At 70.7% G+C, this 21,592-nt stretch carries 18 protein-coding genes; 9 read left to right on the top strand and 9 right to left on the bottom strand.

Features of this window, described 5'->3' with window-relative positions:
• Positions 1-10 precede the first annotated feature (10 nt).
• The 4 genes from ACFUO4_RS08775 to ACFUO4_RS08760 all read left to right on the top strand — a co-directional run bounded on the left by ACFUO4_RS08775 (position 11) and on the right by ACFUO4_RS08760 (position 3,716).
• Positions 11-1,969 (top strand): PE-PGRS family protein, encoded by a 1,959-nt coding sequence (locus tag ACFUO4_RS08775; RefSeq protein ID WP_383481386.1) that lies wholly within the window; start codon positions 11-13, stop codon positions 1,967-1,969.
• A 60-nt stretch (positions 1,970-2,029) separates the two neighbouring features.
• Positions 2,030-2,398 carry a VOC family protein gene (locus ACFUO4_RS08770; RefSeq protein WP_383481383.1) on the top strand — a complete coding sequence of 123 codons (369 nt, stop codon included), beginning with the start codon at positions 2,030-2,032 and terminating at the stop codon, positions 2,396-2,398.
• 95 nt (positions 2,399-2,493) lie between these two features.
• Positions 2,494-2,952 (top strand): hypothetical protein, encoded by a 459-nt coding sequence (locus tag ACFUO4_RS08765; protein ID WP_383481380.1) that lies wholly within the window; start codon positions 2,494-2,496, stop codon positions 2,950-2,952.
• Positions 2,949-3,716: an isocitrate lyase/phosphoenolpyruvate mutase family protein gene (locus ACFUO4_RS08760; protein ID WP_383481377.1), complete on the top strand. Its 768-nt coding sequence runs from the start codon at positions 2,949-2,951 to the stop codon at positions 3,714-3,716. The genes ACFUO4_RS08765 and ACFUO4_RS08760 overlap by 4 nt, the downstream gene beginning before the upstream one ends.
• 16 nt (positions 3,717-3,732) lie before the next feature.
• Here ACFUO4_RS08760 and ACFUO4_RS08755 read toward each other — a convergent pair whose 3' ends face one another.
• Positions 3,733-4,317: a TetR/AcrR family transcriptional regulator gene (locus tag ACFUO4_RS08755; RefSeq protein WP_383481374.1), complete on the bottom strand. Its 585-nt coding sequence runs from the start codon at positions 4,315-4,317 to the stop codon at positions 3,733-3,735.
• A 125-nt stretch (positions 4,318-4,442) separates the two neighbouring features.
• Here ACFUO4_RS08755 and ACFUO4_RS08750 point away from each other — a divergent pair, with 125 nt between their 5' ends.
• A complete protein-coding gene (locus ACFUO4_RS08750; protein ID WP_383481371.1) occupies positions 4,443-4,982 on the top strand; it encodes a hypothetical protein in 540 nt (179 codons plus the stop codon).
• Positions 4,983-5,185: 203 nt separating this feature from the next.
• On the opposite strand, the gene ACFUO4_RS08745 is transcribed toward ACFUO4_RS08750, so the two are convergent.
• Together ACFUO4_RS08745 and ACFUO4_RS08740 are read right to left on the bottom strand one after the other, a co-directional pair.
• Positions 5,186-6,505, bottom strand: a complete 1,320-nt coding sequence (locus tag ACFUO4_RS08745; RefSeq protein ID WP_383481368.1) for a jacalin-like lectin — start codon at positions 6,503-6,505, stop codon at positions 5,186-5,188.
• A gap of 130 nt (positions 6,506-6,635) precedes the next feature.
• The gene (locus ACFUO4_RS08740) at positions 6,636-7,175 is read right to left on the bottom strand and encodes a hypothetical protein (RefSeq protein WP_383481365.1); all 540 of its coding nucleotides are present in this window, start codon (positions 7,173-7,175) and stop codon (positions 6,636-6,638) included.
• Between the two features lie 139 nt (positions 7,176-7,314).
• Here ACFUO4_RS08740 and ACFUO4_RS08735 point away from each other — a divergent pair, with 139 nt between their 5' ends.
• Complete coding sequence (locus tag ACFUO4_RS08735) at positions 7,315-9,306, top strand: calcium-binding protein (RefSeq protein WP_383481362.1); 1,992 nt, start codon at positions 7,315-7,317, stop codon at positions 9,304-9,306.
• Between the two features lie 52 nt (positions 9,307-9,358).
• Here the strand turns inward: ACFUO4_RS08735 and ACFUO4_RS08730 are convergent, their stop codons facing one another.
• The 6 genes from ACFUO4_RS08730 to ACFUO4_RS08705 form a co-directional block, all read right to left on the bottom strand.
• The gene (locus ACFUO4_RS08730; RefSeq protein WP_383481359.1) at positions 9,359-12,253 is read right to left on the bottom strand and encodes a glycoside hydrolase family 2 TIM barrel-domain containing protein; all 2,895 of its coding nucleotides are present in this window, start codon (positions 12,251-12,253) and stop codon (positions 9,359-9,361) included.
• A gap of 28 nt (positions 12,254-12,281) precedes the next feature.
• Complete coding sequence (locus ACFUO4_RS08725) at positions 12,282-13,157, bottom strand: carbohydrate ABC transporter permease (RefSeq protein WP_079311260.1); 876 nt, start codon at positions 13,155-13,157, stop codon at positions 12,282-12,284.
• Positions 13,154-14,119, bottom strand: a complete 966-nt coding sequence (locus ACFUO4_RS08720; RefSeq protein WP_383481355.1) for a carbohydrate ABC transporter permease — start codon at positions 14,117-14,119, stop codon at positions 13,154-13,156. Before ACFUO4_RS08720 ends, ACFUO4_RS08725 begins: the two co-directional genes overlap by 4 nt.
• Before the next feature lie 20 nt (positions 14,120-14,139).
• A complete protein-coding gene (locus ACFUO4_RS08715; RefSeq protein ID WP_383481352.1) occupies positions 14,140-15,399 on the bottom strand; it encodes an ABC transporter substrate-binding protein in 1,260 nt (419 codons plus the stop codon).
• 195 nt (positions 15,400-15,594) lie between these two features.
• On the bottom strand, positions 15,595-16,836 hold the full coding sequence (locus ACFUO4_RS08710) for an ROK family transcriptional regulator (protein WP_383481349.1): 1,242 nt from the start codon (positions 16,834-16,836) through the stop codon (positions 15,595-15,597).
• 136 nt (positions 16,837-16,972) lie between these two features.
• Positions 16,973-18,217 (bottom strand): D-arabinono-1,4-lactone oxidase, encoded by a 1,245-nt coding sequence (locus ACFUO4_RS08705; RefSeq protein ID WP_383481346.1) that lies wholly within the window; start codon positions 18,215-18,217, stop codon positions 16,973-16,975.
• A 107-nt stretch (positions 18,218-18,324) separates the two neighbouring features.
• Between ACFUO4_RS08705 and ACFUO4_RS08700 the strand changes: the two genes are divergently transcribed.
• The 3 genes from ACFUO4_RS08700 to ACFUO4_RS08690 all read left to right on the top strand — a co-directional run bounded on the left by ACFUO4_RS08700 (position 18,325) and on the right by ACFUO4_RS08690 (position 21,465).
• Positions 18,325-19,332 (top strand): hydroxyacid dehydrogenase, encoded by a 1,008-nt coding sequence (locus ACFUO4_RS08700; protein WP_383481343.1) that lies wholly within the window; start codon positions 18,325-18,327, stop codon positions 19,330-19,332.
• Between the two features lie 92 nt (positions 19,333-19,424).
• Positions 19,425-20,087 (top strand): pyridoxamine 5'-phosphate oxidase family protein, encoded by a 663-nt coding sequence (locus ACFUO4_RS08695; protein WP_383481340.1) that lies wholly within the window; start codon positions 19,425-19,427, stop codon positions 20,085-20,087.
• Positions 20,088-20,145: 58 nt separating this feature from the next.
• Positions 20,146-21,465, top strand: a complete 1,320-nt coding sequence (locus ACFUO4_RS08690) for a radical SAM protein (protein ID WP_383481337.1) — start codon at positions 20,146-20,148, stop codon at positions 21,463-21,465.
• Positions 21,466-21,592 lie beyond the last annotated feature (127 nt).

Genomic DNA, 21,592 nt, shown 5'->3' with positions numbered 1-21,592 from the left:
TATGGGGATCATGGGCGGGGAAGACGAACTCGTGGAACTGCTGGGGCGGGCCGGGCTCGATGTCGTGGCGGAGCGGCGGGTCGAGGAGGTGTTGCCGACTCCGCTCGCCTGGCGGTATGTGCTCGGGGACGCCGTGTCGGTCTCCTCGGAGCGGGCCGGCCTCGTCGGTGAACTCAACGCCGAGTGGCATCGGTTGGCGTCCGAGACCGGGGTCTTCGGCGCGGATGGCGTGTTCCTCGTCGACGTTCCGGGACGTCGGACCGGCGGGTGGGTGAGGGTGCGGCTGCGCGCTGAGTGGGATCTCGCCGGTGTGCTCGGGGAGCCGCCCGGGTTCGTCACCATGGCGCTGGACGGAGACGCCTTGGTGGGGGTCGGCAGGCGGGAGGACGCGGTGCGGCTCGTCGCCGTCGACGCGGTTCGGGCGCGGCGCGAGGAGGCTGTCCGGGTTGCAGGGCGGGAGAGCCCGAAGGAGCGGGAGGCTGCCTGGGAGGCGCTGTTCCAGGGGCCCAAGTGCCCGCAGGACGTGCTGGATTCCTGGGCGAGCGGACTCTCGCTGAACCCGGCCCTGCCGGCGGAGCTGCGGCCGCTGCTGCCGGTGCTGTCCTCCTACAGCCTGTACGGCGCCCTGCCGGCCGAGGTCGTGGACGGGCTGCTCGCCGATCCCGACTGGGAGGTCCGGTTCAGGACCGCCAGCACCCAGCCGGGCATCACCCCCGAGCAGTGGGGCCGAGTGATCCTCGCCGAGCGGGACGAGCGGCAGCGGTGGCTTCTCGCCATGACGGCGGGGGAGTTCCAGGCCCGGGTCGCCGAGGACGCCTGCCGTGCCCTCGCCGCCGACCCGTCCGCGCGGGTGCGGTCCGAAGCCGCGCGCCTCGAAGGACTGCCCGCCTCCGTGGCGGTCGTACTGGCTGCCGACCCGGCCGACGGGGTGCGTGCCGTAGCCTGCCGGACCGCCTGGCCCCATCTCGACGCGGCGGGCCGCGAGACGCTGCTCGCCGACCCGCACGCCGTCGTGCGGGCCAGGGCGCGGATGCTGCACCACCGGGACCACCCGATGCCGCGGTCGGTGTTCGATGCCGAGGAGGTGGACGCCGGGGCTCTGGAGAGCTGCCTCCTGGAACGTGACCTCGCCGAGCACCTGGTCCGCCACGGGGACCGTGCGCAACGCCGGGCCCTCGCCGCCAACCCGCGTCTGGACCCGGACCTGGTCGCCCTCCTCGCCGAGGACCCGGACGACGGAGTCCGCTTCCAGGTGTCCACCCGGCCCGAGCTCACGGAGGAGCAGCGGGCCGCCATCCCGGTCGAACTCGACCCGGGTATCCGTTACTTCGAGCTGGACTGGGTCAAGGACCTGCACGAGGACGAGGACGCCATGCGCCGCCTGGCCGCCTCCGCCCACTTCCTCGTGCGCAGAGGCGTGGCCAGGGCCCGGCGGCTGCCCCCGGACGTCGTCGAACGCCTCGCCCGCGACGAGGACCGGATCGTCCAGCTCTTCCTCGCCGAGTCCTGCGACGACGCGCCCGCCGACATGCTGCTGCGGGTGTGGCAGTGGTGGGACGGCAGTCTCAGCACCCCGGACCGGCCGCGCGGCCATCCGAACTTCCCCCGCCGCGACCTCGTCCGGCACGCCGGCCACCCGAACCCGCGCATGCGTCAACTGGCCCTGGACGACCCCGAGTCGACGCCCGAGCTGGTCGAGCGGCTCAGCCGGGACGCCGGCGCGGGCGTGCGGTACCGCGCCGCGACCGACCCACGGCTGTCGGCGACCGCCGCGGCGCGGCTGCTGGAGGACCCGCACGAGCACGTACGGCAGGCCGCGGCCCTGCACCCGCGGATGCCGGCCCGCTTGCTGGTCGGGCTGCTGCGCGGGGGCGGGGCGGAGACGGCTGCCCGGAACCCGGGGCTGCCGGTGGAGGTCATGCGGCGGATGGTGGGGGAAATGAAGGCCGGCCGGGGCGGGCCGGGCTGACCACCCGAGGGGGTGCCTAATCGGTTGCCCGGCGTCGCGGCGTACCCCAAGATCGCCCACATGACCTCTCTGATTCGCCACGTGACGATCGACTGTGCCGATGCCTACGCCCTCGCGACGTTCTGGTCCAAGGTGCTCGGCCAGCCCCTCCACGAGGAGGACGAGCCCGGTGACCCCGAGGCCCTGATCGAAGCCGCGGGCGTCCTCTTCGTGACCGTCCCCGAGACCAAGACGGTCAAGAACCGCATCCACTTCGACCTGCAGCCCCAGGACCGCACCCGCGACGAGGAGGTCGAGCGTATCCTCGCCCTCGGCGCGACCGTCGCCGACGACCGGCGCAAGCCGGACGGGACCGGGTGGGTGGTGATGGCCGACCCCGAGGGCAACGAGTTCTGCGTGGAGCGGAGCCAGGCGGAACGCGGCGAGTAGGCGGGCCGGCCGGCCGAGCAGCGGGCCAGGACACCTCGTAGGGGGCCAGGACACTTCGGCGGGGGCCGAACGGATACGGCTCTAGCGTGCCGTTCATGACCGAGCACGCGCACGAAACCCCCGCCCAGGCCGTCACCGGCATGGTCGATCATGTTCTCGCCCTGGCCGCGACCTGGACGCGCTGGGACGGCAGGCTCTTCGAGACCGACGACCGGGTCTACACCCCGCACAAGGCGATCAGACGGGTCGCCGACCACCTGGTCGATCATCTGGCCGAGCTGGAGGCCCGGTTGGCGGGCGAGGAACCGCAGGCCGACCACTGGCACGCGTCGGCGGTGACCACGGAGGCCGACCGCGCGGCCTTCACCCAGGAGGACCTCGACGAGGCCCGCAGCAGGCTCACCCGGCTCGCCCGGATCTGGGCGAACCGCCTGGAGACGCTGACCGACGAGCAGCTCGACACCTCGCCCGGTGAGGGCTGGAGCTTCCGCGAACTCGCCCACCACCTAGGGGGCTCGACGTACTACGCCGACGCGGTGGGCGAGCTGTCATGACGCCCTTCGCCGCACTCCACCACGCCGACACGCCCCTGCTGCTGCCCAACGCCTGGGATCACGCCTCGGCGATGGCGCTGGCCGGCCGGGGTTTTTCGGCCGTCGGCACCACGAGTCTCGGCGTCGCCGCGGCGGCCGGGCTGCCGGACGGGGCCTCGGCGACCCGGGACGAGACCATGCGGCTGGCGTCGGCGCTGGGCACCGAGTCCTTCCTGCTGTCGGTGGACGCCGAGGACGGCTTCAGCGACGACCCCGACGAAGTAGCCTCGTTCGCTGTGGAGTTGGCGGCGGCGGGTGCCGTCGGCATCAACCTGGAGGACGGCCTCGGACCGGCCGGCCTGCACGCCGCGAAGATCGCCGCCGTCAAGTCGGCGGCACCGGACCTCTTCGTGAACGCCCGCACGGACACGTACTGGCTCGGCGAGGGCGACGGTGAGGAGACCCTGCGGCGCCTCGACGCCTACCAACAGGCGGGCGCGGACGGCGTGTTCGTGCCGGGGGTGGCCGATCCGGCGGCGATCGGCGCCCTGGTCGAACGCCTCGACGTCCCCCTCAACATCCTCTACTCGCCCACCGGACCCACGGTCCCCCAGCTGGCCGCCCTCGGCGTCCGCCGGGTCAGCCTCGGCTCGCTGCCGTACCGGCGGGCGCTGGGCGCGATGCTGGAGACGGTCACGGCCGTCGCGGAGGGCCGCTCACCGCAGGGCGCCGCACTCTCGTACGACGAGGTCGTGGCCCTCGGTCGCGCCGGAAGGCGTCGATGAGCGCCTCCCGCGCCGCTCACCCGTCCGTGGGCTCCTCGCGGGGCCAGTTCTCCAGCAGGACGTGCAGGGCGTCGATCGCGCGGGTCCAGGACTTCCGCACGTCGCGGGCGGCGCCGAAGCCGCCGGTGGACTCCAGGGCGCAGTAGCCGTGGAAGGTGCTGCGCAGCAGGCGTACGGCGTCGGTGAGGTCGGGTTCCTCCAGGCCGTAGGCGCGCAGCATGCCGTAGGTGATCTCGGCGGTGCGGCGGAAGCCGGGGGAGTCGGCGACGAGGGCCTGGTCGACACGGATCTGGGTGGCCGCGTAGCGGCCGGGCCGCTCCAGGGCGTACTCCCGGTACGCCCCGGCGAACGCGGCCAGTGCGTCCTTGCCGGCCCGGCCCGCCACGGCCACGGCGATCCGGTCGATCATCTCGGCCCCGGCGAGCAGGGCGACGCGGGTGCGCAGCTCCTGGAGGTTCTTGATGTGCGAGTACAGACTCGCGTCCTTGACCCCGAAGTGCCGGGCGAGCGCGGACATGGTGACCTTCTCGAACCCGACCTCGTCGGCGAGATCGGCAGCCGCCTCGGTGAGCCGATCGGCGGTGATACCTGCGCGGGCCATGGGGATTTCTCCGGCTCTCTGGGCGACTCTCTGGGAACCTAGGGGGTCTAGGCACCATGCTAGTGCAGGAAGGGGGAGGGGGGTGATGGGCGGCTCCCTCCGCGGGTCCGTCACAATTCCTGGCCATGGAACTGCTCTCCCTTGTGATCACTGTGCTGGCGGCGTTCGCGGCCACGGGGACCGCGATCTGGCAGGTGCGCACCCAGCGCGTCCGGCAGTTCGAGGACGTCTATGTCGCCCGCTACTGGTCGCTGCTCGACCGGCTGTCGCTGCCCGCGCTGCGCGGGGCCGGCGCCGGCGGTGACGCCGAGTCGACCACGGCCGCGGCATACGGTTCCGACTCGGACACGACCGCGATACGGCTCTACTTCCGGCTCAGTGAGGACGAGGCCGACCTCCGGGCCCAGGGGTGGGTCTCCGACGAGACCTGGGGTGAGTGGGGCGGCGCCATCCACGCGCAGATGCACCGTCCGCCGTTCGACCGCGTCTGGGCCGAGACGCTCCTGGATTCGGACGCCGGGCGCGACTACGGGTTCGTCCACCTGCGCCGTCTGTGGCACGACGCCGCCTACGACCCGCCGCCGGCCCGGCCCCTGCGCGCTTTGCTCCGCCGCTCCCCGTGGCGCCGACGTGCGGTGAACAGGACTTCTCCGACGGTGACTTGAGGGTGAGGATGCCACGGCGGCGCGGAGCCCTGGCTCAGCGGTGCTGTTGGAGGTCAGCCGGGCGCACACCGGCCAGGCGAACCCGACGGGTTGAACGGTCCAAGAGCCTCCGGCGTCACCGGCCCCCCTCCGGCCTGTACTGATCACTCCTTACGTACAGGCCGGACACCGCAAACTCCGACTCGGGCCGCTCAGCGGCCCCGTCAGCCGATCGGCGCGTACACCACACCCAGCTTGTCGATCTCGTCGCCCGCGCGGCCCGTGAAGCCGGCGATCTGCCAGCCCGACGGTGCCGTGAAGGTCTTCGTGTCCGAGGTCGCCGTACCGGACGACAGGGTGCGGCCCCTGTCCGTGGTGAACGCCGCCGAGAAGATCCTGGTGCGGCCGTCCTTCTGACCCTGGGTCAGCTTCACGGACGTGAGGTGCTCGCCGGACGCCAGGGTCAGCGACGTCGCCGTGCCGCCCGTACCGCCGTGGCTGAGCGTCGTGCCACCGTCGTGGGTCAGGGACACCGCGTCGAGGCGGGAGGCGCCGCGCAGGGTGAGGGTGCGCGGGGAGACGGTGGACGGGAGGTCGTCCGCGTCGTTGAAGGCGGTGCCGTGCGGGCCGCCGAAGAAGTCGCTGGCCTTCAGGGACGAGTTGAGGGTGTAGGAGAAGTCGACCGTGTGCGGGAAGTGGTCGGAGAGGTTGCCGCCGGCGGAGTCGAGGAACGACGCCCATTCGTCGTTGTAGCGGGTGGCCGTCAGCGAGAACAGCTTGCTGCCCCGGTACAGGACCTTGTCCACGACCTCGCAGGAGTTGGTGGGAGCCGTCGTCGGGCACACGAGCGGCTCCGCGCCCTGCGTCGGCCGCACCCCGCCCTTCACCAGCTGCACCCACGCGTCCGTGAGACCGTTCTCGTCGGCCAGCGTGCGGATGTTGTCGCCGGAGCGGGTGTACCGGGTGTTCGTGTCACCCATGACGATCACGGCATTGCCCGCGGAGTTCGCCTGGATGAAGTCGGACAGCTGCTCGATGTTGGCACGCCGGGCGGCCAGTGCGTCGTCGGTGTCGTCCGCGTTGGTGTGGACGTTGTACAGATCCACGAAGACACCCTCGGCGAGCCGCACCCGCGCCAGCGAGAAGCCCTTGGGGGTGAGGCAGTTGGTGCCGGTGCAGTCGTTCCACTTCACGCGCTCGAAGTCGTCGAAGGCGTAGTCCGACAGGGTGTTGAGGCCGTCACCGAACGGGACGCCGCCGCTGGTCGCGGTGCGGTACGGGTGGTTGTCGCCCGCGTACAGGGCCGCGTGGTAGTTGAAGTCCTCCTGCACGTTGACGATGTCGTACGGCGCCAACCGGGGCGCGAGCAGCGGGGTGTTGGTCGCCGGGTGCCCCGAACTCAGGCCCTCCGGGAGGCCGGCGACGTTGTACGTCAGCACATTGAAGGTGCCGGTGGTGGCAGCGGCGGCGGGTGCCGCCCCGGTGGCGGCGAGGCCGGTCACGGCCAGGGCCGCGGCCGCGAGGGTGCCGAGAAGTCGTCTCATGAGTCCATGTTCATGTCAACGCGAGGGATTAAAAAGGGTAGTTGAGAAAACTGTTCAACATTCATGGGTGGCGTGGGAGTTGAAGCAGAACGAACTCGTCGACGCCTGAGCCGTGCAGGTGGCCGGTGCTCTACCGGCAGCCCGTCGTCAACGTGTCCAGTGCCCGCCACACCGCGTCCGGTTCCTGGGTGTCGAGCACGAGTTGGGTGCCCGAGTCGTCCGGGATGGAGACGACGTACGACAGGGGTGCGAACGACAGGGTGCCCCACGCCTCGCGCCGGTGTTCCAGTGCCAGGATGCGGCCGCAGGGCTCGCACCGCATCCACGGCACCAGCGCCAGACCGCCGGCCCGGTCGACCGGCTCCAGGCCCTCGACCACCCGCACCTTCCCCTCGAAGCCGGGCAGATCGACGATGTCCGTGGCCAGTTGGTCCCACACCCCCCACTGCTCGGCCATCGCCGCGAGCTCGGCCCGCGTGCGGTCGTCCACGGACAGTCCCAGGTCGAACAGCCGGTCCACGAGCCGGAACAGGCCGGCCTCCTGTTCACCGATGTCCCAGCACCCCTGGATCTCGTCCACGTCCTCGGCGTCCGGCAGCAAACCGGCGAGCCGCGACCACACGACCCCCTCGGCGGCGTACGCCCGTTCCTTTTCCTGTCGCTCGTCCATCGCGCCCGACCCTATGCCGCCTGCCGCGCGGGCCGATTGTCGGTCCGGTCACCCCGTGGAGTGGAAGTGTGCGGCCCAGTGGGACCAGACACCGGCCAGCCACGCCACCGCGTCGTACGGGCGTCCGGAAGCTGGGCGCATGTCCACCCTTGACTCCCTACGGGGATCTCTGCGCGCGGCGGCCCTGCGGGGCGCGGCCGCACTCGCGCTCGTCGTCGCCCTGCCGGGCAGCGCGCTCGCCGCACCCGGTGACCTCGACACCGCGTTCGGCACCGGCGGGAAGGTCGTCGTCGAGAACGGCTTCCGCGCCGACTCCCAGGACGTCGCCGTACAGGCCGGCAACGGCAAGATCGTCACCGTCGGTTCCAGCCAGGGCTCCGACTTCGACGCCTCCGACTTCACCGTGATGCGCCACAACCCCGACGGCACCCCGGACACCTCCTTCGGCGGCGACGGCGAGGTGCTGACCGACTTCGAGTTCGGTGAGGACGTCGCCCAGGGCGTGGCGCTCCAGGGCGACGGGAAGATCGTCGTGGTCGGCCGCCATCAGGAGACCGACGACGAGTTCGCCGGCTGCTGCTGGTTCACCGTGGCCCGCTACACCACCGACGGCAGCCTCGACACCTCCTTCGGCGGCGGCGACGGCTGGATCAGCCCCGGCCTCGCCGGCGGTGCCGAGGACGCCGCCGGCGTCGCGGTGCTGCCGGACGGGAAGATCCTTGCCGGGGCCCGCGCGGGCGGCGATTTCGCGCTGGTGCGCCTCCTGCCGGACGGCACCCTGGACACCTCCTTCGACGGCGACGGCGTGGTCGACACCTCCTTCAGCGCGGAGGGCGGCGCCATCGCGAAGGACATGGCGGTGCAGTCGAACGGCAAGATCGTGCTGGGCGGTTACTCGGGCGCGACCTCCTTCGACTTCGCGCTGGCCCGCTACAACCCCGACGGCAGCCTCGACACCACCTTCGGCGGCGACGGCAAGGTCACCACGGACCTCGGCGGCTACAACTGGGGCGAGACCGTGGCCGTGCAGTCCACCGGCAAGATCCTCATGTCCGGCGGCACCGGCGAGGACTTCACCCTGGTCCGCTACAACCTGGACGGCACCCTCGACGGCGGCTTCGGCACCGGCGGCGTCGTCACCACCGACTTCGGCCCCACGTCCGCGGTGAACGACCTCGCGGTCCAGCCCGACGACCGGATCCTCGCCGGCGGTTCCGCGGGCACCGACTTCGCCCTGGCCCGCTACAACGCCGACGGCACGGCCGACACGGGCTTCGCGACCGGCGGCCGGACCACCACCGACTTCGGCGCCTTCGACCGGGTGGGCGCCCTCGCCCTCCAGACCGACGGCAAGACCGTCGCGGCCGGCGACACCGGCGACGACCGCGCCCTCGCCCGCTACCTCGGCGGCGGGACCCCGCCGCCCCCGCCCACCGGCGTCGACCTGTCGGTCACCAAGACCGGCACCGCCACGGTGAGCATCGGCGACCGGGCCACCTACACCGTGACCGTCACCAACGCCAGCACCACCACGAGCGCCACCGGCGTGACCCTCACCGACACCCTCACCGGCCCCGCCGGTTCCGTCATCTCGGCGACCGCCTCCCAGGGCAGCTGCACGACCGCCGTCTCCTGTGCCCTCGGCACCCTCGCACCGGGCGCCAAGGCCACCGTGACCGTCGTCGCCGAACCCCGGGCCACCGGCACCCTCACCGACAAGGCCACGGTCGCCGCCGCCCAGACCGACCCGGCGACCGCGAACAACACCGCCACGGTGACCACCACGGTCAACAACGCCCGCGGCTGCACCCGCGTCGGCACCAGCGGCAACGACACGATCACCGGGACCTACGGCGCCGACGTGATCTGCGGCCTCGGCGGCGACGACACCATCAACGCGAGCTACGGCACCGACACCGCGTACGGCAACTACGGCAACGACCGCGTCGACGGCGGCTTCGACGACGACACCCTCAACGGCGGCCCCGGCAACGACAACCTGATCGGCAACTACGGCAACGACCGCCTGAACACCGTCGACAACGTCTCCGGCAACGACACCGCCAACGGCGGCTTCGGCACCGACACCTGCACGACGGACACCGGAGACACCCGCCTCAGCTGTCCCTGAGACCCGACGGCGTCGAAAAGCCGGTCCATCGGGCCATCGGGCCATCGGTCAATCAGTCGATCGATGCATGGTCCTCTTGCTCGTCGGCCGAGAACACGAACGAGAACTCGGCCGGAGCGGCCGTCAGTTGGTGCTGCGGCAACGGGCCCGGACCGCAGGAGCCGGTCCCGATGCCGTTCTGCCCGTGGTCGAGGTTGACCCACACCGTGTTCCCGGGCTTGAGGTCGGTCAGGTGTGAGGCCGTCTCCAGCTGTTCGTTCGTCCAGCGGCGGGCGCTGAACGCGAACTCCGGGTCGCCCTCGATCCGCAGACCGCCGAGCTGCGCCCAACGGACCTCGCCCCGGGCGCCGTTCTCCTGCGGACGCAGGTACGGCGTCTGGAGGCCGTCCACGCTCGACGTCCACCGGCCGATCCGCGACGCTGCCCGGGTGTCGGGGTACGCCTCGCCGGGACCGCCGCCGAACCATGTCACCGCGTCGGCCTTGGCGAGCCCGAACCGGATGCCGAGGCGGGGCAGCGGCACCTTCCAGTCGCCCTCGGGTGCCACGGACACCGTCAGCTTCAGCCGGCTGCCGTCGGAGGTCCACCGGTACACGGTGGCCAGGCCCACCTCACGGGCGGCCGGGGCCACCCGCGTCCGCACGGTCAGCGCGTCGTCGGTGAGCTCCACCGCGTCGAGCCGGTGCCGCATCCGGTGCAGGCCCAGCGTGCGCCACAGCGCCGCGTACTGGACGCCCGACACCCAGTCGGTGCCCTCGTCGTTGTCGGTGGGCGCCCGCCACACGTCCAGGCGCAGCCCTTCGACGGACACCCCGCCGATCGACATGAGCGTGCCGGTGCGGGCGTCGAAGGCGGCCGGGCCGAGCGTGATCGTCCGTCCGTCGCGCACGGGCCCGTCGGTGGCCGCCACGGACGGCAACGCCCGTGCGGTGCCCGGGAACTGACCCCACGCCACCTCATGGCCGCGCTCGCCCCACGCCGTGTCGGCGGCGAGGATCGCCCGCACCGTCCACCCGGTCTCCGCGGAGCCCTGGTGAGCGGGCGGCTCGGGCAGCTTCACGTCGGCGGACTCGCCCGGCTCCAGGGCGGGCACCGACAGCGAGCCGGACTCCACCGTCTCGCCGTCCACCTGGTACGACCACGCGAAGGCGAGCCCCGACAGATCGGCGAAGTCGTACGTGTTCGTCACCCGTACGGTGCCGTCGGTGCCGTCGCCCTCGATACGGACCGGCTCGATGACCTTCTTGTACTCGGCGAGCCCGGGGGACGGCGTGCGGTCGGGGAAGATCAGGCCGTCGCAGACGAAGTTGCCGTCGTGCAGCTCCTCGCCGAAGTCGCCGCCGTAGGCGTAGCCCAGCTCGGCGTGCTCGATGCCGTGGTCGATCCACTCCCAGATGAAGCCGCCCTGGATGCGGTCGTACTTCTCGAACAGCTCCTGGTAGTCGGCGATCCCGCCGGGGCCGTTGCCCATGGCGTGCCCGTACTCGCACTGGATGAAGGGGAGTTGGCGCCGCTTCAGGGTGCCGCCGTCGAGCTCCTTGCCGATGGCCTCCACCTCGGCGTGGCTCGCGTACATCCGTGAATAGACGTCCGTGTCACGGCAGTTCCAGTCGCCCTCGTAGTGCACGAGGCGCGAGGAGTCCCGGCCGTGGATCCACTCGGCCATGGCGGTGAGGCCGCGGCCGGTGCCGGCCTCGTTGCCCAGCGACCAGAAGACGATCGACGGGTGGTTCTTGTCGCGCTCCACCATGCGGGCCGCGCGGTCCAGGAGGGCCGGGGTCCAGCGGTCGTCGTCGACGGGGTTGTCCCGCCAGTCCTGCTCGGTGAAGCCGTGGGTCTCCAGGTCGCACTCGTCGATGACCCACAGGCCGTACTCGTCGCACAGGTCCAGGAAGGCCGGGTGCGGCGGATAGTGCGAGGTGCGCACCGCGTTGAGGTTGTGCCGCTTCATCAGCAGCACGTCCTCGCGCATGGTGGCAAGGTCCAGCGCGCGGCCCGTCCGCGGATGCCACTCATGGCGGTTGACGCCCTTGAAGAGGACCGGCCGGCCGTTGACCTTGATGAGGCCCTCCTCCAGGACGACCGTGCGGAAGCCGATCCGCAGGGGCACCCGCTCGCCCTCGGTGACCAGTTCACCGTCGTACAGCCTCGGCGCCTCGGCGCTCCACGGCTCGACCGGGACCGTCACCGGCTCACCGGTCGCGACATCGATGTCCAGGGCGGGCACGAGCACCCGCCCGTCGACGTCGGAGTCGACGCGCAGCGTGCCCTCGCCGGTGACGTGGTCGTAGTCGGCGTGCACGAAGAAGTCGAGGACGCCGCCCGCGGGCCGGTGCAGCAGGGTGACGTCACGGAAGATGCCGGGCAGCCACCACTGGTCCTGGTCCTCCAGGTAGGAGCCGGCCGACCACTGGTGGACGCGGACCGCGAGGACGTTGCCGGACGGCTTCAGCAGATGCCCGACCGCGAACTCGTGCGCCAGGCGCGAGCCCTTGAACTCGCCTATGTCCGTGCCGTTGAGCCAGACGCGGGCGCAGGACTCGACGCCGTCGAAGCGCAGGACGGCACCGCCTTCCACGAGGTCCCAGCCCTCCGGCAGGTCGAAGACGCGCAGGTGGTCGCCGGTCGGGTTCTCCGTCGGCACGTGCGGCGGGTCCACCGGGAAGGGGTAGAGGTGGTTGGTGTAGATGGGCTTGCCGAAGGCGCCGTCGCCCTGGAGGACCCAGTGCCCGGGGACCGTGACCTCGGCCCAGTCCCCGGCGTCGTAGCCCTCCGCGGCGAACGAGTCGTCCTCGGCGTCGGCGGTCGGGGACACCCGCAGGCGCCAGCTGCCGTTCAGGGAAAGGGACTTGGCGTCGGAGGAGGCGTACCAGGCGCGGGGCGGGAGGGCCCCGCTGCCGGGCGAGACGTCCTCGATGTAGTCGAGGTCGGTGGTGCGGAAGGACATCGGTCTCCAGGTCGTTCGGAAAGCGGGCTCAGCCCTTGATGCCGGTCTGCGCGATCCCCTGCACCAGCCAGCGCTGGAGGAAGAGGAACACCAGCACCAGGGGCAGGATGGAGATGGCCGTGGACATGAAGATCAGGTGGTAGTTCACCGTCTGGTTGGTCATGTACGCCGACAGCGCGACCTGGATGGTCCAGGCGCTGGGGTCCTGGCCGATGACCAGGGGCCACAGGAAGGAGTTCCAGCCGCTGATGAACGTGATCGTGGCCATGGCCGCGAAGAAGTTCAGCGAGTTGGGCACGACGACCCGCCAGTACGCCCCCCAGTACGAGAGCCCGTCCACGCGCGCCGCCTCCTCCAGCTCCTTGGGGAACCCCAGGAAGTACTGCCGGAACAGGAAGCAGGTGAAGCCGCTGAACAGGCCCGGGATGATCAGACCGCGGTAGGAGTCCACCCAGCCGAGCGACGAGACCAGCACGAAGCTGGGCACGAAGGTCACGGCGGTCGGGATCATCAGGGTGACCAGGACGGCGTAGAAGACCTTGTTGGCGTGCTTGTACGGGATGCGGGCCAGTCCGTAACCGGCGAGCGAGCAGATCAGCAGGATGCCGCTGGTGTGCAGGACGGCGACGACCCACGAGTTCCACAGGGCGCGGCCGAAGTCGACGGTCTCGTCCTTGAACGGCTCGGTGATGTTGCCCCACTGGATGTCGGTGGGGAACCACTTCCAGTTCTCGCCCGTGATCTCCGGGTCCGTCATCAGGGCGTTGCGGACGATGAGATAGAAGGGGATCAGGAAGAGCAGGGCGGCGACGCCGGTGGCGAGGTAGAGGCCGGTGTTGCCGATGACCCCGCCGCGCTTCTTCTTCGCGGGAGTCTTCCTGACGTCAGGTGCGGTGGTGGTCACTTGGACTCCTCACCCCTTCCGAAGCCCATGATCCTGCCCTGGAACAGCGTGATGACCAGGATGAGCAGGGTCAGGATGACCGCGCCCGCGCTGCCCTGGCCGTAGTCCTGGTTCTCGCCCAGCGCCGTCTTGTACAGCTCGACGAGCGGCGGCTGGCCCCAAGTGGCCTTGCTCAGCAGGTTCCAGAACTCGTCGAAGGCCTGGTAGGCGGCGATCAGCAGGAGCAGGATCACCGCGGTGGAGGTGGCGCGCAGCTGGGGGAGCGTGATGTAGCGGAAGGTCTGCCAGCCAGGCTTGGCGCCGTCGATGGACGCGGCCTCGTACAGCTCGGCCGGGATGTTCTGGAGCGCCGCGAGGAACAGGATCATGTAGAAGCCGGCCTGCAGCCACAGTCGCAGCGACACGATGACCAGCCAGTACCAGGGCGGGTCGGGGTTGGCGAGCCAGGCGACGTTGTCGACGCCGAACCAGCTCAGGATCGTGTTCGCCAGGCCGAAGCGGACGCCGTTGAACATGGACATCTTCCAGACCAGTGCGGCGGCCACGTACGACACCGCGGTCGGCAGGAAGAACACCGACCGGAAGAACGCCTTCATGAACCGGATGCGGTGCACGAGCAGCGCCAGGCCGAGCGAGAGCGCCCACGTGGTGGGCACGATGAACGCGGCGAAGACGGTGAAGGTGACCAGCGACTGGGTGAAGTCGGGGTTGTCGAGGATCGCCCGGTAGTTGTCGAGGCCGATGAAGCTGCTCGGCGAGACGGTGAAGCGGGCCTCGAAGAAGCTGAGGTAGATGCTCCAGCCCATCGGCACGAACACGAAGACGATCAGGCCGATGAGGAAGGGACCGGTGAACAGCCAGAAGTTGAGCGTGGCGTTGGCCCGCAGGCCCCGCCGCGGCCGCACCTTCTCAGGCTTGGCCGGGGCGGGGTTCGCGAGGTCGATCTCGGTGGTGGTCGACATGTCGAGGTCCGTCCGCCGGTCTATCCGAAGAGCTTCTTGAGCTCGGCGTCGACCTTCTTGTCGGCGGCGCTGAGCGCGGCGTCCGGGCTGCCGCCCTTGCGTACGGAGTTGGCGATCACGTCGTTGATCGCGGTGATCATGGACTGCGTCCAGCCGATGTTGTCGAAGTGGCCGTACTCGCTGAAGAGCTTGACGCCCTCGGCCGGCAGACCCGACTTGAGCTTGGTGGCGGACTGGGCGATCGAGGTGCGCGGCGGGATGTGGAAGCCGTAGGAGAGCGCCCAGTCCTCCTGGTACTTCTTCTGGTCGATCCACAGCCACTTGACGTATTCCTTGGCCGCGTCGACGTTGTCGCCCTTGGCGTTGACGAACATCGACCAACCGCCGTTGGTGACCGAGAACTTGCCGGCGGAGCCGACCTTCGGGAAGGGGAAGATGCCGACGTCGTCGCCGAGCGCCTTCTGGATGACCGGCATGGCCCACATGCCGCACCACTGGATCGCGGTCAGGCCCTGGGTGAAGGCCGACGGGTCCCACCAGTCGGCGGGGGCGTCCAGGAGCAGGTTGCCGCTGGTGAACAGCTTGCGGAGCTGGCTGAGACCGTCGGCCACGGCGTCCGTGTGGTACGCGATCTCGTTCTGGGCGTTGAGGGTGTCCGCGCCGGCCGACCAGATCAGCGGGCTCTGCACGGCGGTGAGGTCGTTGCCGAGGAAGGCGCCCTTGACCTTGTCCGTCGTCAGCTTGTCGGCGGCTTCGATCAACTCCTCCAGCGTCTGGGGGACTTCGATCTTGGCCTTCTCGAACAGCGAGGGCCGGTAGTAGAAGAACTGCGGGTCGTCGATCATCCGGACGCCGTATATCTTCCCGTCGACCGTGTGCGAGGCGATGTCGGCCGGGTTGAAGTCGTCCTTGACCGGGTTGATGATGTCGGACAGGTCGGCGACCTGACCGCTCGTCACCAGCTGAAGCTGCGGGTGGAACTCGAAGACGTCGGGCGCGTTCTTGGTGAGCAGGGCCGGGAACAGCTTGTTCTCGAAGTTGCTGCCGGTGATCCACTGGGTCGTGACGTTGGCGTCCTTGTAGGCCTTGGCGTAGCGCTTGATGGCCTGCTCGGTGCCCGCCTCGCCGTACGCGTGGAAGTACTGGACGAGCGTGTCCCCGGAGCCGCTGCCACGACCGGTGTTGCTGCCGCACGCGGCCAGCGTCCCGGCGGCCGCCATGCCCGCTGCGGCCCGGAAGAGGGATCGGCGGGACCAGGTGTTGTTGCTCATTGCCGACATGTGACGTCCTTGTCTCGAGTACGGCTGCGGCTCTGCGCCCATGGCTCAAAAGGAGTTGCGGTGCGGGACGTTAACCTTCGGCTAAGGCTTCGGCAAGGGGTTGGACGAAGTCTGTTCGAAGCGTTGCGGGATGTTCGGGATACCGGACATCCCTGAGTGCGGGCCGTCGGCACGGCGCACCGCGGCCCTGGGTCGCTACTGGCGGCGCGCCTTGACCCGCGCCGACGGGGTGCGTTTCTGCTGCCTCTGCCCGACCGACTGGAGTGCCCCTTCGAGCGCGAACGTGGCCGCGCCCAGGCACACCGGGTCGGTGGGGATCGGGGAGAGGACGATCTCGGTGGCGGCGTTCGGCCGGGGCAGCGCGTGCCGGGCGACGGCCTCGCGCACCTCCTCGACCAGCGGCTCGCCGAGGGCGGCCGCGACCCAGCTGCTGAGCACGACCACTTCCGGGTTGAACAGATTGACCAGGTCGGCGATGCCGGCGCCGAGATAGCGGACGGTGTCGCGGACCACCCTGACCGCCACCGGGTCCCGCTCGGCCAGCCCCCGCGCCAGCGCGGCGATCGTCGCCGTCTGGTCCTCCGGGTGCAGCAGCGGACTGTCGGCGCCCGTCTCGCGCAGGGTCAGCATGATCCCGGACGCGCCGACGTAGGCCTCCACGCACCCGTTCTTGCCGCAGCGGCACAGCCGGCCGTCCAGCACGATCGTGGTGTGGCCCCATTCGCCGGCGCTGTTGCTGACGCCCCGGTGCAGCCCGCCGCCGAGGATCAGCCCGGAACCCACACCGGTCCCGAGGTTGACCACCACGGCGTTGCCGCGTCCGCGCGCCGCCCCGAACCACAGCTCGGCCACCGCCGAGGCGCGCAGCGGGTTGTCCAGATAGAGGGGATAGGCGATGTGCTCGGTCAGCAGGTCGAGCAACGGCACGTCGTGCCAGTCCCAGTTGGGCGCGTACTCCGAGATACCGGTGGCCCGGTCGACCTGGCCCGGCACGCTCACCCCGACGCCGAGGACCCGCGCCCCCTCGATCCCGGCCTGCGCGACCACCGAGCCGACGACCGCGGCCACATGCCCGACCACCTGCTCGGGCCGGCTCTCGCTCGGCCGGACGTCCTCCTCGGCCCGGGCCAGCACGTTCAGCCCGAGGTCGAACAGCTCGACATGGACGTACGTCTCCGCGATGTCGACACCGATCAGCGCGCCGCCCGACGCGTTGACCGCGACCAGCCCCCGGGGCCGGCCGCCCGCCGAGTCCTCGAACCCGACCTCCGTGATCATTCGCAGGTCGAGCAGCTCCCCGACGAGCGTGGCGACGGTGGCGAGGCTCAGCCCGGTGGCGGCCGCCAGCTCCTGCCGGGACGTGGGCGACTTGGCGATGATCTGGCGCAGCACCTCGTAGCGGTTCGCGGTGCGGATGTCACGTGAGGTGCGCTTCACCAGGTAGCCCCCGTCCCTTCGGCTCGTGCCGGGACGACGTCGGCACCGGCGCGCGGCAAGGCTATGGCCGTCCCAGCCTTTCGACAAGGGGTTAGGAAAGGGGCTTTATAAAGTCAGTCACCCAGGTTCATTTGAGTCAGTCGCCCAGAACGTCCCGCACGAAGCCGTTGGCGAATTTACCGCTCGGATCGAGGTCGCGCACCAGGGTCCGGAAGTCGTCGAGCCGCGGATAGCGTTCTCGCAGCGCCGCGCCCGGGGTGGTGAACACCTTCCCCCAGTGCGGCCGCGCCGCGAACCCGTCGAGCGCCTCCTCCAGCCGCCGCACGACGGGCAGCACGGCCGCGGTGTCCTCGATCCAGGTGAAGTGCAGCGCCACGGTGTCCCGTCCGTACGCCGGACTCAGCCACTGCTCGTCCGCGGCGACCGTGCGCACCTCGCAGGTCTGGAGCACCCCGGCGACCGTCTCCCGGATGCCGTCCACCGCGTGCAGCGCCTCGACGGCGTGCTCGCGCGGCAGCAGGTACTCCGACTGCAGCTCCGCCCCGCTGCTCGGGGTGAACTCGGCCCGGAAGTGCGGCAGTCGCTGGTGCCAGGGGCCCGGCACCCCGAACTGCTCGGTGCAGTTGACCGCGGGCATCCCCGGCACCGGGTGCAGCTTCTCGGTGGCGGGCGCGGCCCAGGGGAAGTCGGCGAGCGGCTGGTCCGTCCGCCGCTTGAGCCACACCTGCCGGAAGCCCGGCGCCCGCCAGTCGGTGAACAGACTGACGCTGTACGCCGCCGCCATCACCGTCTCGAAGTCCAGGCCCGTCAGGGGGAGTTCGGTGAAGAGATGCTGTTCGACGTCGTACGACGGCTCCAGGTCCAGCGTCAGCGCGGTGACGACCCCCAGCGCGCCCAGTGAGGTCACCGCACCGCCGAACCGCGGGTCGCCCCGCCCGATCGTGAGCGTCGAGCCGTCGGCGAGGACCAGCTCCACCTCGCGCACCGCGCTCGCCAGCGGGCCGTTGGCCACGCCCGAGCCGTGCGTCCCGGTCGCGACCGACCCGGCGACCGAGATGTGCGGCAGCGAGGCCATGTTGGGCAGTGCCAGCCCGTGCGCGTCGACCATTCGGGCGAGTTCCGCGTACCGCACGCCACCGCCGACCCGCACGGTCCGCGCCGCCGAGTCCACGTCGATCACGGGCGGAAACCCGGCGACGGACAGCAGCGTCCCCTCGGCGCCCGGCTCGGCGATCTCGTTGAAGGAGTGCCCGCTGCCGAGCACCCGCACCGTCGCGCTCCCGGCCACCAGCGCCGCGAGCGTGTCGAGCGAGTACGGCCGGTGCAGCTCCTTCGCCGTGTACGTGATGTTGCCCGCCCAGTTGGTGACCGTCTCCGTCATGCCCGTCGTCCCTCCACGTGAGTGCGTGTGCGTTGACCCTCTCATTGGCCGCCGCCTACGTTGGAAACCGTTTGCCATCCAAGACGCCCAGCGGGAAGGCCCCTTCGTTGCCCGAGCGCCCCCAGGCCCTGTTCGCCATGACCGCCGCCAACGTTCCGCTCGTCTTCCCGCCGGAGGTGCTGACGCGGCTGCGGGAGTCGGTGGACATCGACGACGGCCTCGTGGCCGAGGACTTCACCGACCCGCGCGTGAGGGAGGTGCTCGCCCGCACCGAGATCCTCGTCACCGGCTGGGGCTGCCCCCGCCTGGACCCGGCCGTCCTCGACGCCGCCCCGGAACTCCGGGCCGTCCTGCACGCGGCCGGCTCGGTGAAGGGCTTCACGGCACCGGAGGTCTGGCGGCGCGGCATCACCGTCTCCTCCGCCGCCGTCGCCAACGCGCTGCCGGTCGCCGAGTACACCCTCGCCATGATCCTCCTCGCCGGGAAGGACGCGCTCACCGCCCGCGAGCGGCTGCGCGGCACCCGCGCCCACCCCGGCTGGGGCGTCGTCCCCGGCATCGGCAACCTGGGCCGCCGCGTCGGCGTCATCGGCGCCTCCCGCATCGGCCGCCGGTTGCTGGAGCTCCTGCGCCCCTTCGACCTGCGTCCCGCCCTCGCCGACCCGTACGTCGACACGTCCCGCGCGGCCGAACTCGGCGTACCCCTGCTGGAGCTGGACGACCTCCTGCGCACCTCGGACATCGTCACGGTCCACGCCCCCGACACCCCGGAGACCCGCCACCTGATCGGCCGCCGCGAGCTGGCCCTGATGCCCGACGGGGCGACCCTGATCAACACCGCGCGCGGCGGCCTCGTCGACCACGAGGCCCTGGTCGCCGAGCTGTGCACCGGCCGCCTGAACGCCGTCCTCGACGTCACCGACCCCGAGCCCCTCCCGGCCGGCTCCCCGCTGTACGACCTCCCCAACGCGTTCGTCACCCCGCACCTCGCGGGCTCCCAGGGCAACGAGCTGGCCCGCCTGGGCGCGACGGTCGCGGAGGAGGCGGCGCGGCTGGCGGCGGGGGAGAAGCCGGCGTATCCGGTGGAGTGGGCGGCGCTGGAGCGTGAGGCGTGAGAGTTGCGGTTTTCGTTGACGTGGTGCCGTATGACTATCGATATCAGTAAAGATCTGGCTTCTGTGCGGCGAGATCAGTAGATTCCGCTGTCATGACCCTCGATCCGCTCCCCGACACCGACCTCACCCGGCACCGCCGTCTCCGCGCACAGGGCAGCCTCGACCGGGCCGACCTGAACGCGATCCTCGACGCCGGGTTCGTCTGTCATCTGGGCGTGGTCGTCGAGGGACGGCCCCTGGTCGTGCCGACCGTCTACGGGCGGGACGAGCGGCACCTCTACCTCCACGGCTCCGTGGCGAGCCGCAGTCTCGCGGGCGGGACGCCGGTCTGCGTCACCGTCACGCACGTGGACGGTCTCGTCCTCGCCCGGTCCGTCTTCGAGCACGGGGTGAACTACCGCAGCGCGATGATCCACGGCGAGGCCCGCAGGGTCACCGACCCCGAGGAGAAGCGCGAAGGCCTGCGCCGGCTCACCGAACACGCGACACCGGGGCAGTGGTCGTACGCCCGGCAGCCGAGCCGCAGGGAACTCGCCGCCACCACCCTCCTCGTGCTCTCCCTCGACGAGGCCTCGGTCAAGATCCGCACCGGTCCGCCCGAGGACGGTGACGGCCCCGACGCGGAGCTGGGCCTGTGGGCCGGTGTGCTTCCGCTCACCTCCGTGTGGGGAGCGCCGGTCGCGGACCCCGCGCTGGCCGCCGAAACGCCCGTACCGGCACATATCGCTCGGCGCGAGGGGACCCGGTACGCGTGACGGGCGGGCGGGGGCATACCGTGAGGAGTCGAACGCCTTAGCCGGGAGGAGATGACGGATGGGCAGCCGTACCGCGCTGGTCGAAGATCTGATGGAGAGGTTCCCGCACGTACCGCGGGAGGCCGTCTTCAAGGAGGATCTGCTCCGGGGCGGAGTGGCCTTCGACCCGTCCGCCCTCAGTGACAACGAGGGCGGTGAGGTCAAGCCGAAGTCGTACTTCATCTTCTCCTTCGACCACGGCACCCTCCCCGAGCTCGGCGAGGCCGCCCTGCGCCGCCCGCCGGAGGAGATCATCCTCACCGGCGGCCCGTACGACCTGCGCCGCACCGTCGTCTCCGTGCGCGTGAACCCGGCCTCGCCGTACCGCGTCGCCGCGGACGACAGCGGCATGCTCGGCCTCTACCTCGACGGCAAGCGCATCGCCGACGTCGGTGTGCCGCCGATGCCGGAGTACTACAAGCACAAGCTCGCCAACGGGAAGTCCGTGATGGAGGTGGCCCCGACCATCCAGTGGGGCTACCTCATCTACCTGACGGTCTTCCGGGTGTGCCAGTACTTCGGCGCCAAGGAGGAGTGCCAGTACTGCGACATCAACCACAACTGGCGCCAGCACAAGGCGGCGGGGCGGCCGTACACGGGTGTGAAGGACGTCGAGGAGGTCCTCGAAGCCCTGGAGATCATCGACCGCTACGACACCCAGAAGGCGTCGACCGCGTACACGCTCACCGGCGGCGCGATCACCAAGACCGTCTCCGGGCGCGACGAGGCCGACTTCTACGGCCACTACGCCAAGGCCATCGAGGAGCGCTTCCCGGGCCGTTGGATCGGCAAGGTCGTCGCCCAGGCGCTGCCCAGGGACGACGTGCAGCGGTTCAAGGACTACGGCGTGCAGATCTACCACCCCAACTACGAGGTGTGGGACGAGTATCTGTTCAAGATGTACTGCCCGGGCAAGGAGCGCTACGTCGGCCGCGACGAGTGGCACAAGCGCATCCTCGACTCGGCGGAGATCTTCGGCGCCCGCAACGTGATCCCCAACTTCGTGGCGGGCGTGGAGATGGCCGAGCCCTTCGGCTTCAAGACGGTCGACGAGGCGATCGCCTCGACCACGGAGGGCCTGCGCTTCTTCATGTCGCAGGGCATCACGCCCCGCTTCACCACCTGGTGCCCGGAGCCGACGACCCCGCTCGGCAAGGCCAACCCGCAGGGCGCGCCGCTGGAGTACCACATCCGGCTGCTCCAGGCCTACCGTCAGACGATGGAGGAGTTCGGCCTCTCCTCACCCCCCGGCTACGGTGAACCCGGCGCCGGCCGCGCGGTCTTCTCCGTGAGCTCCTTCATGGACAGCCTGCCGGCGCAGGAGCCGGTGGAGGCGTAGCCGCGGGTTCCCGGGGAAAGCGGGTCGTCGACGACGCCCTCGGAAAAGAAGGTCCGGATCGAGACGTCCGGGCCTTCTTTGCGTATGTATCCAGAAGTGACACCACGAGGAACTGGCGCAACAGGCA

Origin of the sequence: Streptomyces sp. NPDC057280 (genome assembly GCF_042668605.1) — a bacterium.
Taxonomy (GTDB): Bacteria; Actinomycetota; Actinomycetes; order Streptomycetales; family Streptomycetaceae; genus Streptomyces.
This window is presented reverse-complemented; position numbering and strand designations above follow the sequence as displayed.

What these genes read in the sequence shown, in the direction of transcription:
- ACFUO4_RS08755 (WP_383481374.1), bottom strand. Translation starts at nt 4,317, where the DNA reads ATGGCCCGCGCAGGTATCACCGCCGATCGGCTCACCGAGGCGGCTGCC.
- ACFUO4_RS08745 (WP_383481368.1), bottom strand. Translation starts at nt 6,505, where the DNA reads ATGAGACGACTTCTCGGCACCCTCGCGGCCGCGGCCCTGGCCGTGACC.
- ACFUO4_RS08775 (WP_383481386.1), top strand. Translation starts at nt 11, where the DNA reads ATGGGCGGGGAAGACGAACTCGTGGAACTGCTGGGGCGGGCCGGGCTC.
- ACFUO4_RS08695 (WP_383481340.1), top strand. Translation starts at nt 19,425, where the DNA reads ATGACCCTCGATCCGCTCCCCGACACCGACCTCACCCGGCACCGCCGT.
- ACFUO4_RS08750 (WP_383481371.1), top strand. Translation starts at nt 4,443, where the DNA reads ATGGAACTGCTCTCCCTTGTGATCACTGTGCTGGCGGCGTTCGCGGCC.
- ACFUO4_RS08765 (WP_383481380.1), top strand. Translation starts at nt 2,494, where the DNA reads ATGACCGAGCACGCGCACGAAACCCCCGCCCAGGCCGTCACCGGCATG.
- ACFUO4_RS08735 (WP_383481362.1), top strand. Translation starts at nt 7,315, where the DNA reads ATGTCCACCCTTGACTCCCTACGGGGATCTCTGCGCGCGGCGGCCCTG.
- ACFUO4_RS08740 (WP_383481365.1), bottom strand. Translation starts at nt 7,175, where the DNA reads ATGGACGAGCGACAGGAAAAGGAACGGGCGTACGCCGCCGAGGGGGTC.
- ACFUO4_RS08730 (WP_383481359.1), bottom strand. Translation starts at nt 12,253, where the DNA reads ATGTCCTTCCGCACCACCGACCTCGACTACATCGAGGACGTCTCGCCC.
- ACFUO4_RS08760 (WP_383481377.1), top strand. Translation starts at nt 2,949, where the DNA reads ATGACGCCCTTCGCCGCACTCCACCACGCCGACACGCCCCTGCTGCTG.
- ACFUO4_RS08715 (WP_383481352.1), bottom strand. Translation starts at nt 15,399, where the DNA reads ATGTCGGCAATGAGCAACAACACCTGGTCCCGCCGATCCCTCTTCCGG.
- ACFUO4_RS08690 (WP_383481337.1), top strand. Translation starts at nt 20,146, where the DNA reads ATGGGCAGCCGTACCGCGCTGGTCGAAGATCTGATGGAGAGGTTCCCG.
- ACFUO4_RS08720 (WP_383481355.1), bottom strand. Translation starts at nt 14,119, where the DNA reads ATGTCGACCACCACCGAGATCGACCTCGCGAACCCCGCCCCGGCCAAG.
- ACFUO4_RS08705 (WP_383481346.1), bottom strand. Translation starts at nt 18,217, where the DNA reads ATGACGGAGACGGTCACCAACTGGGCGGGCAACATCACGTACACGGCG.
- ACFUO4_RS08770 (WP_383481383.1), top strand. Translation starts at nt 2,030, where the DNA reads ATGACCTCTCTGATTCGCCACGTGACGATCGACTGTGCCGATGCCTAC.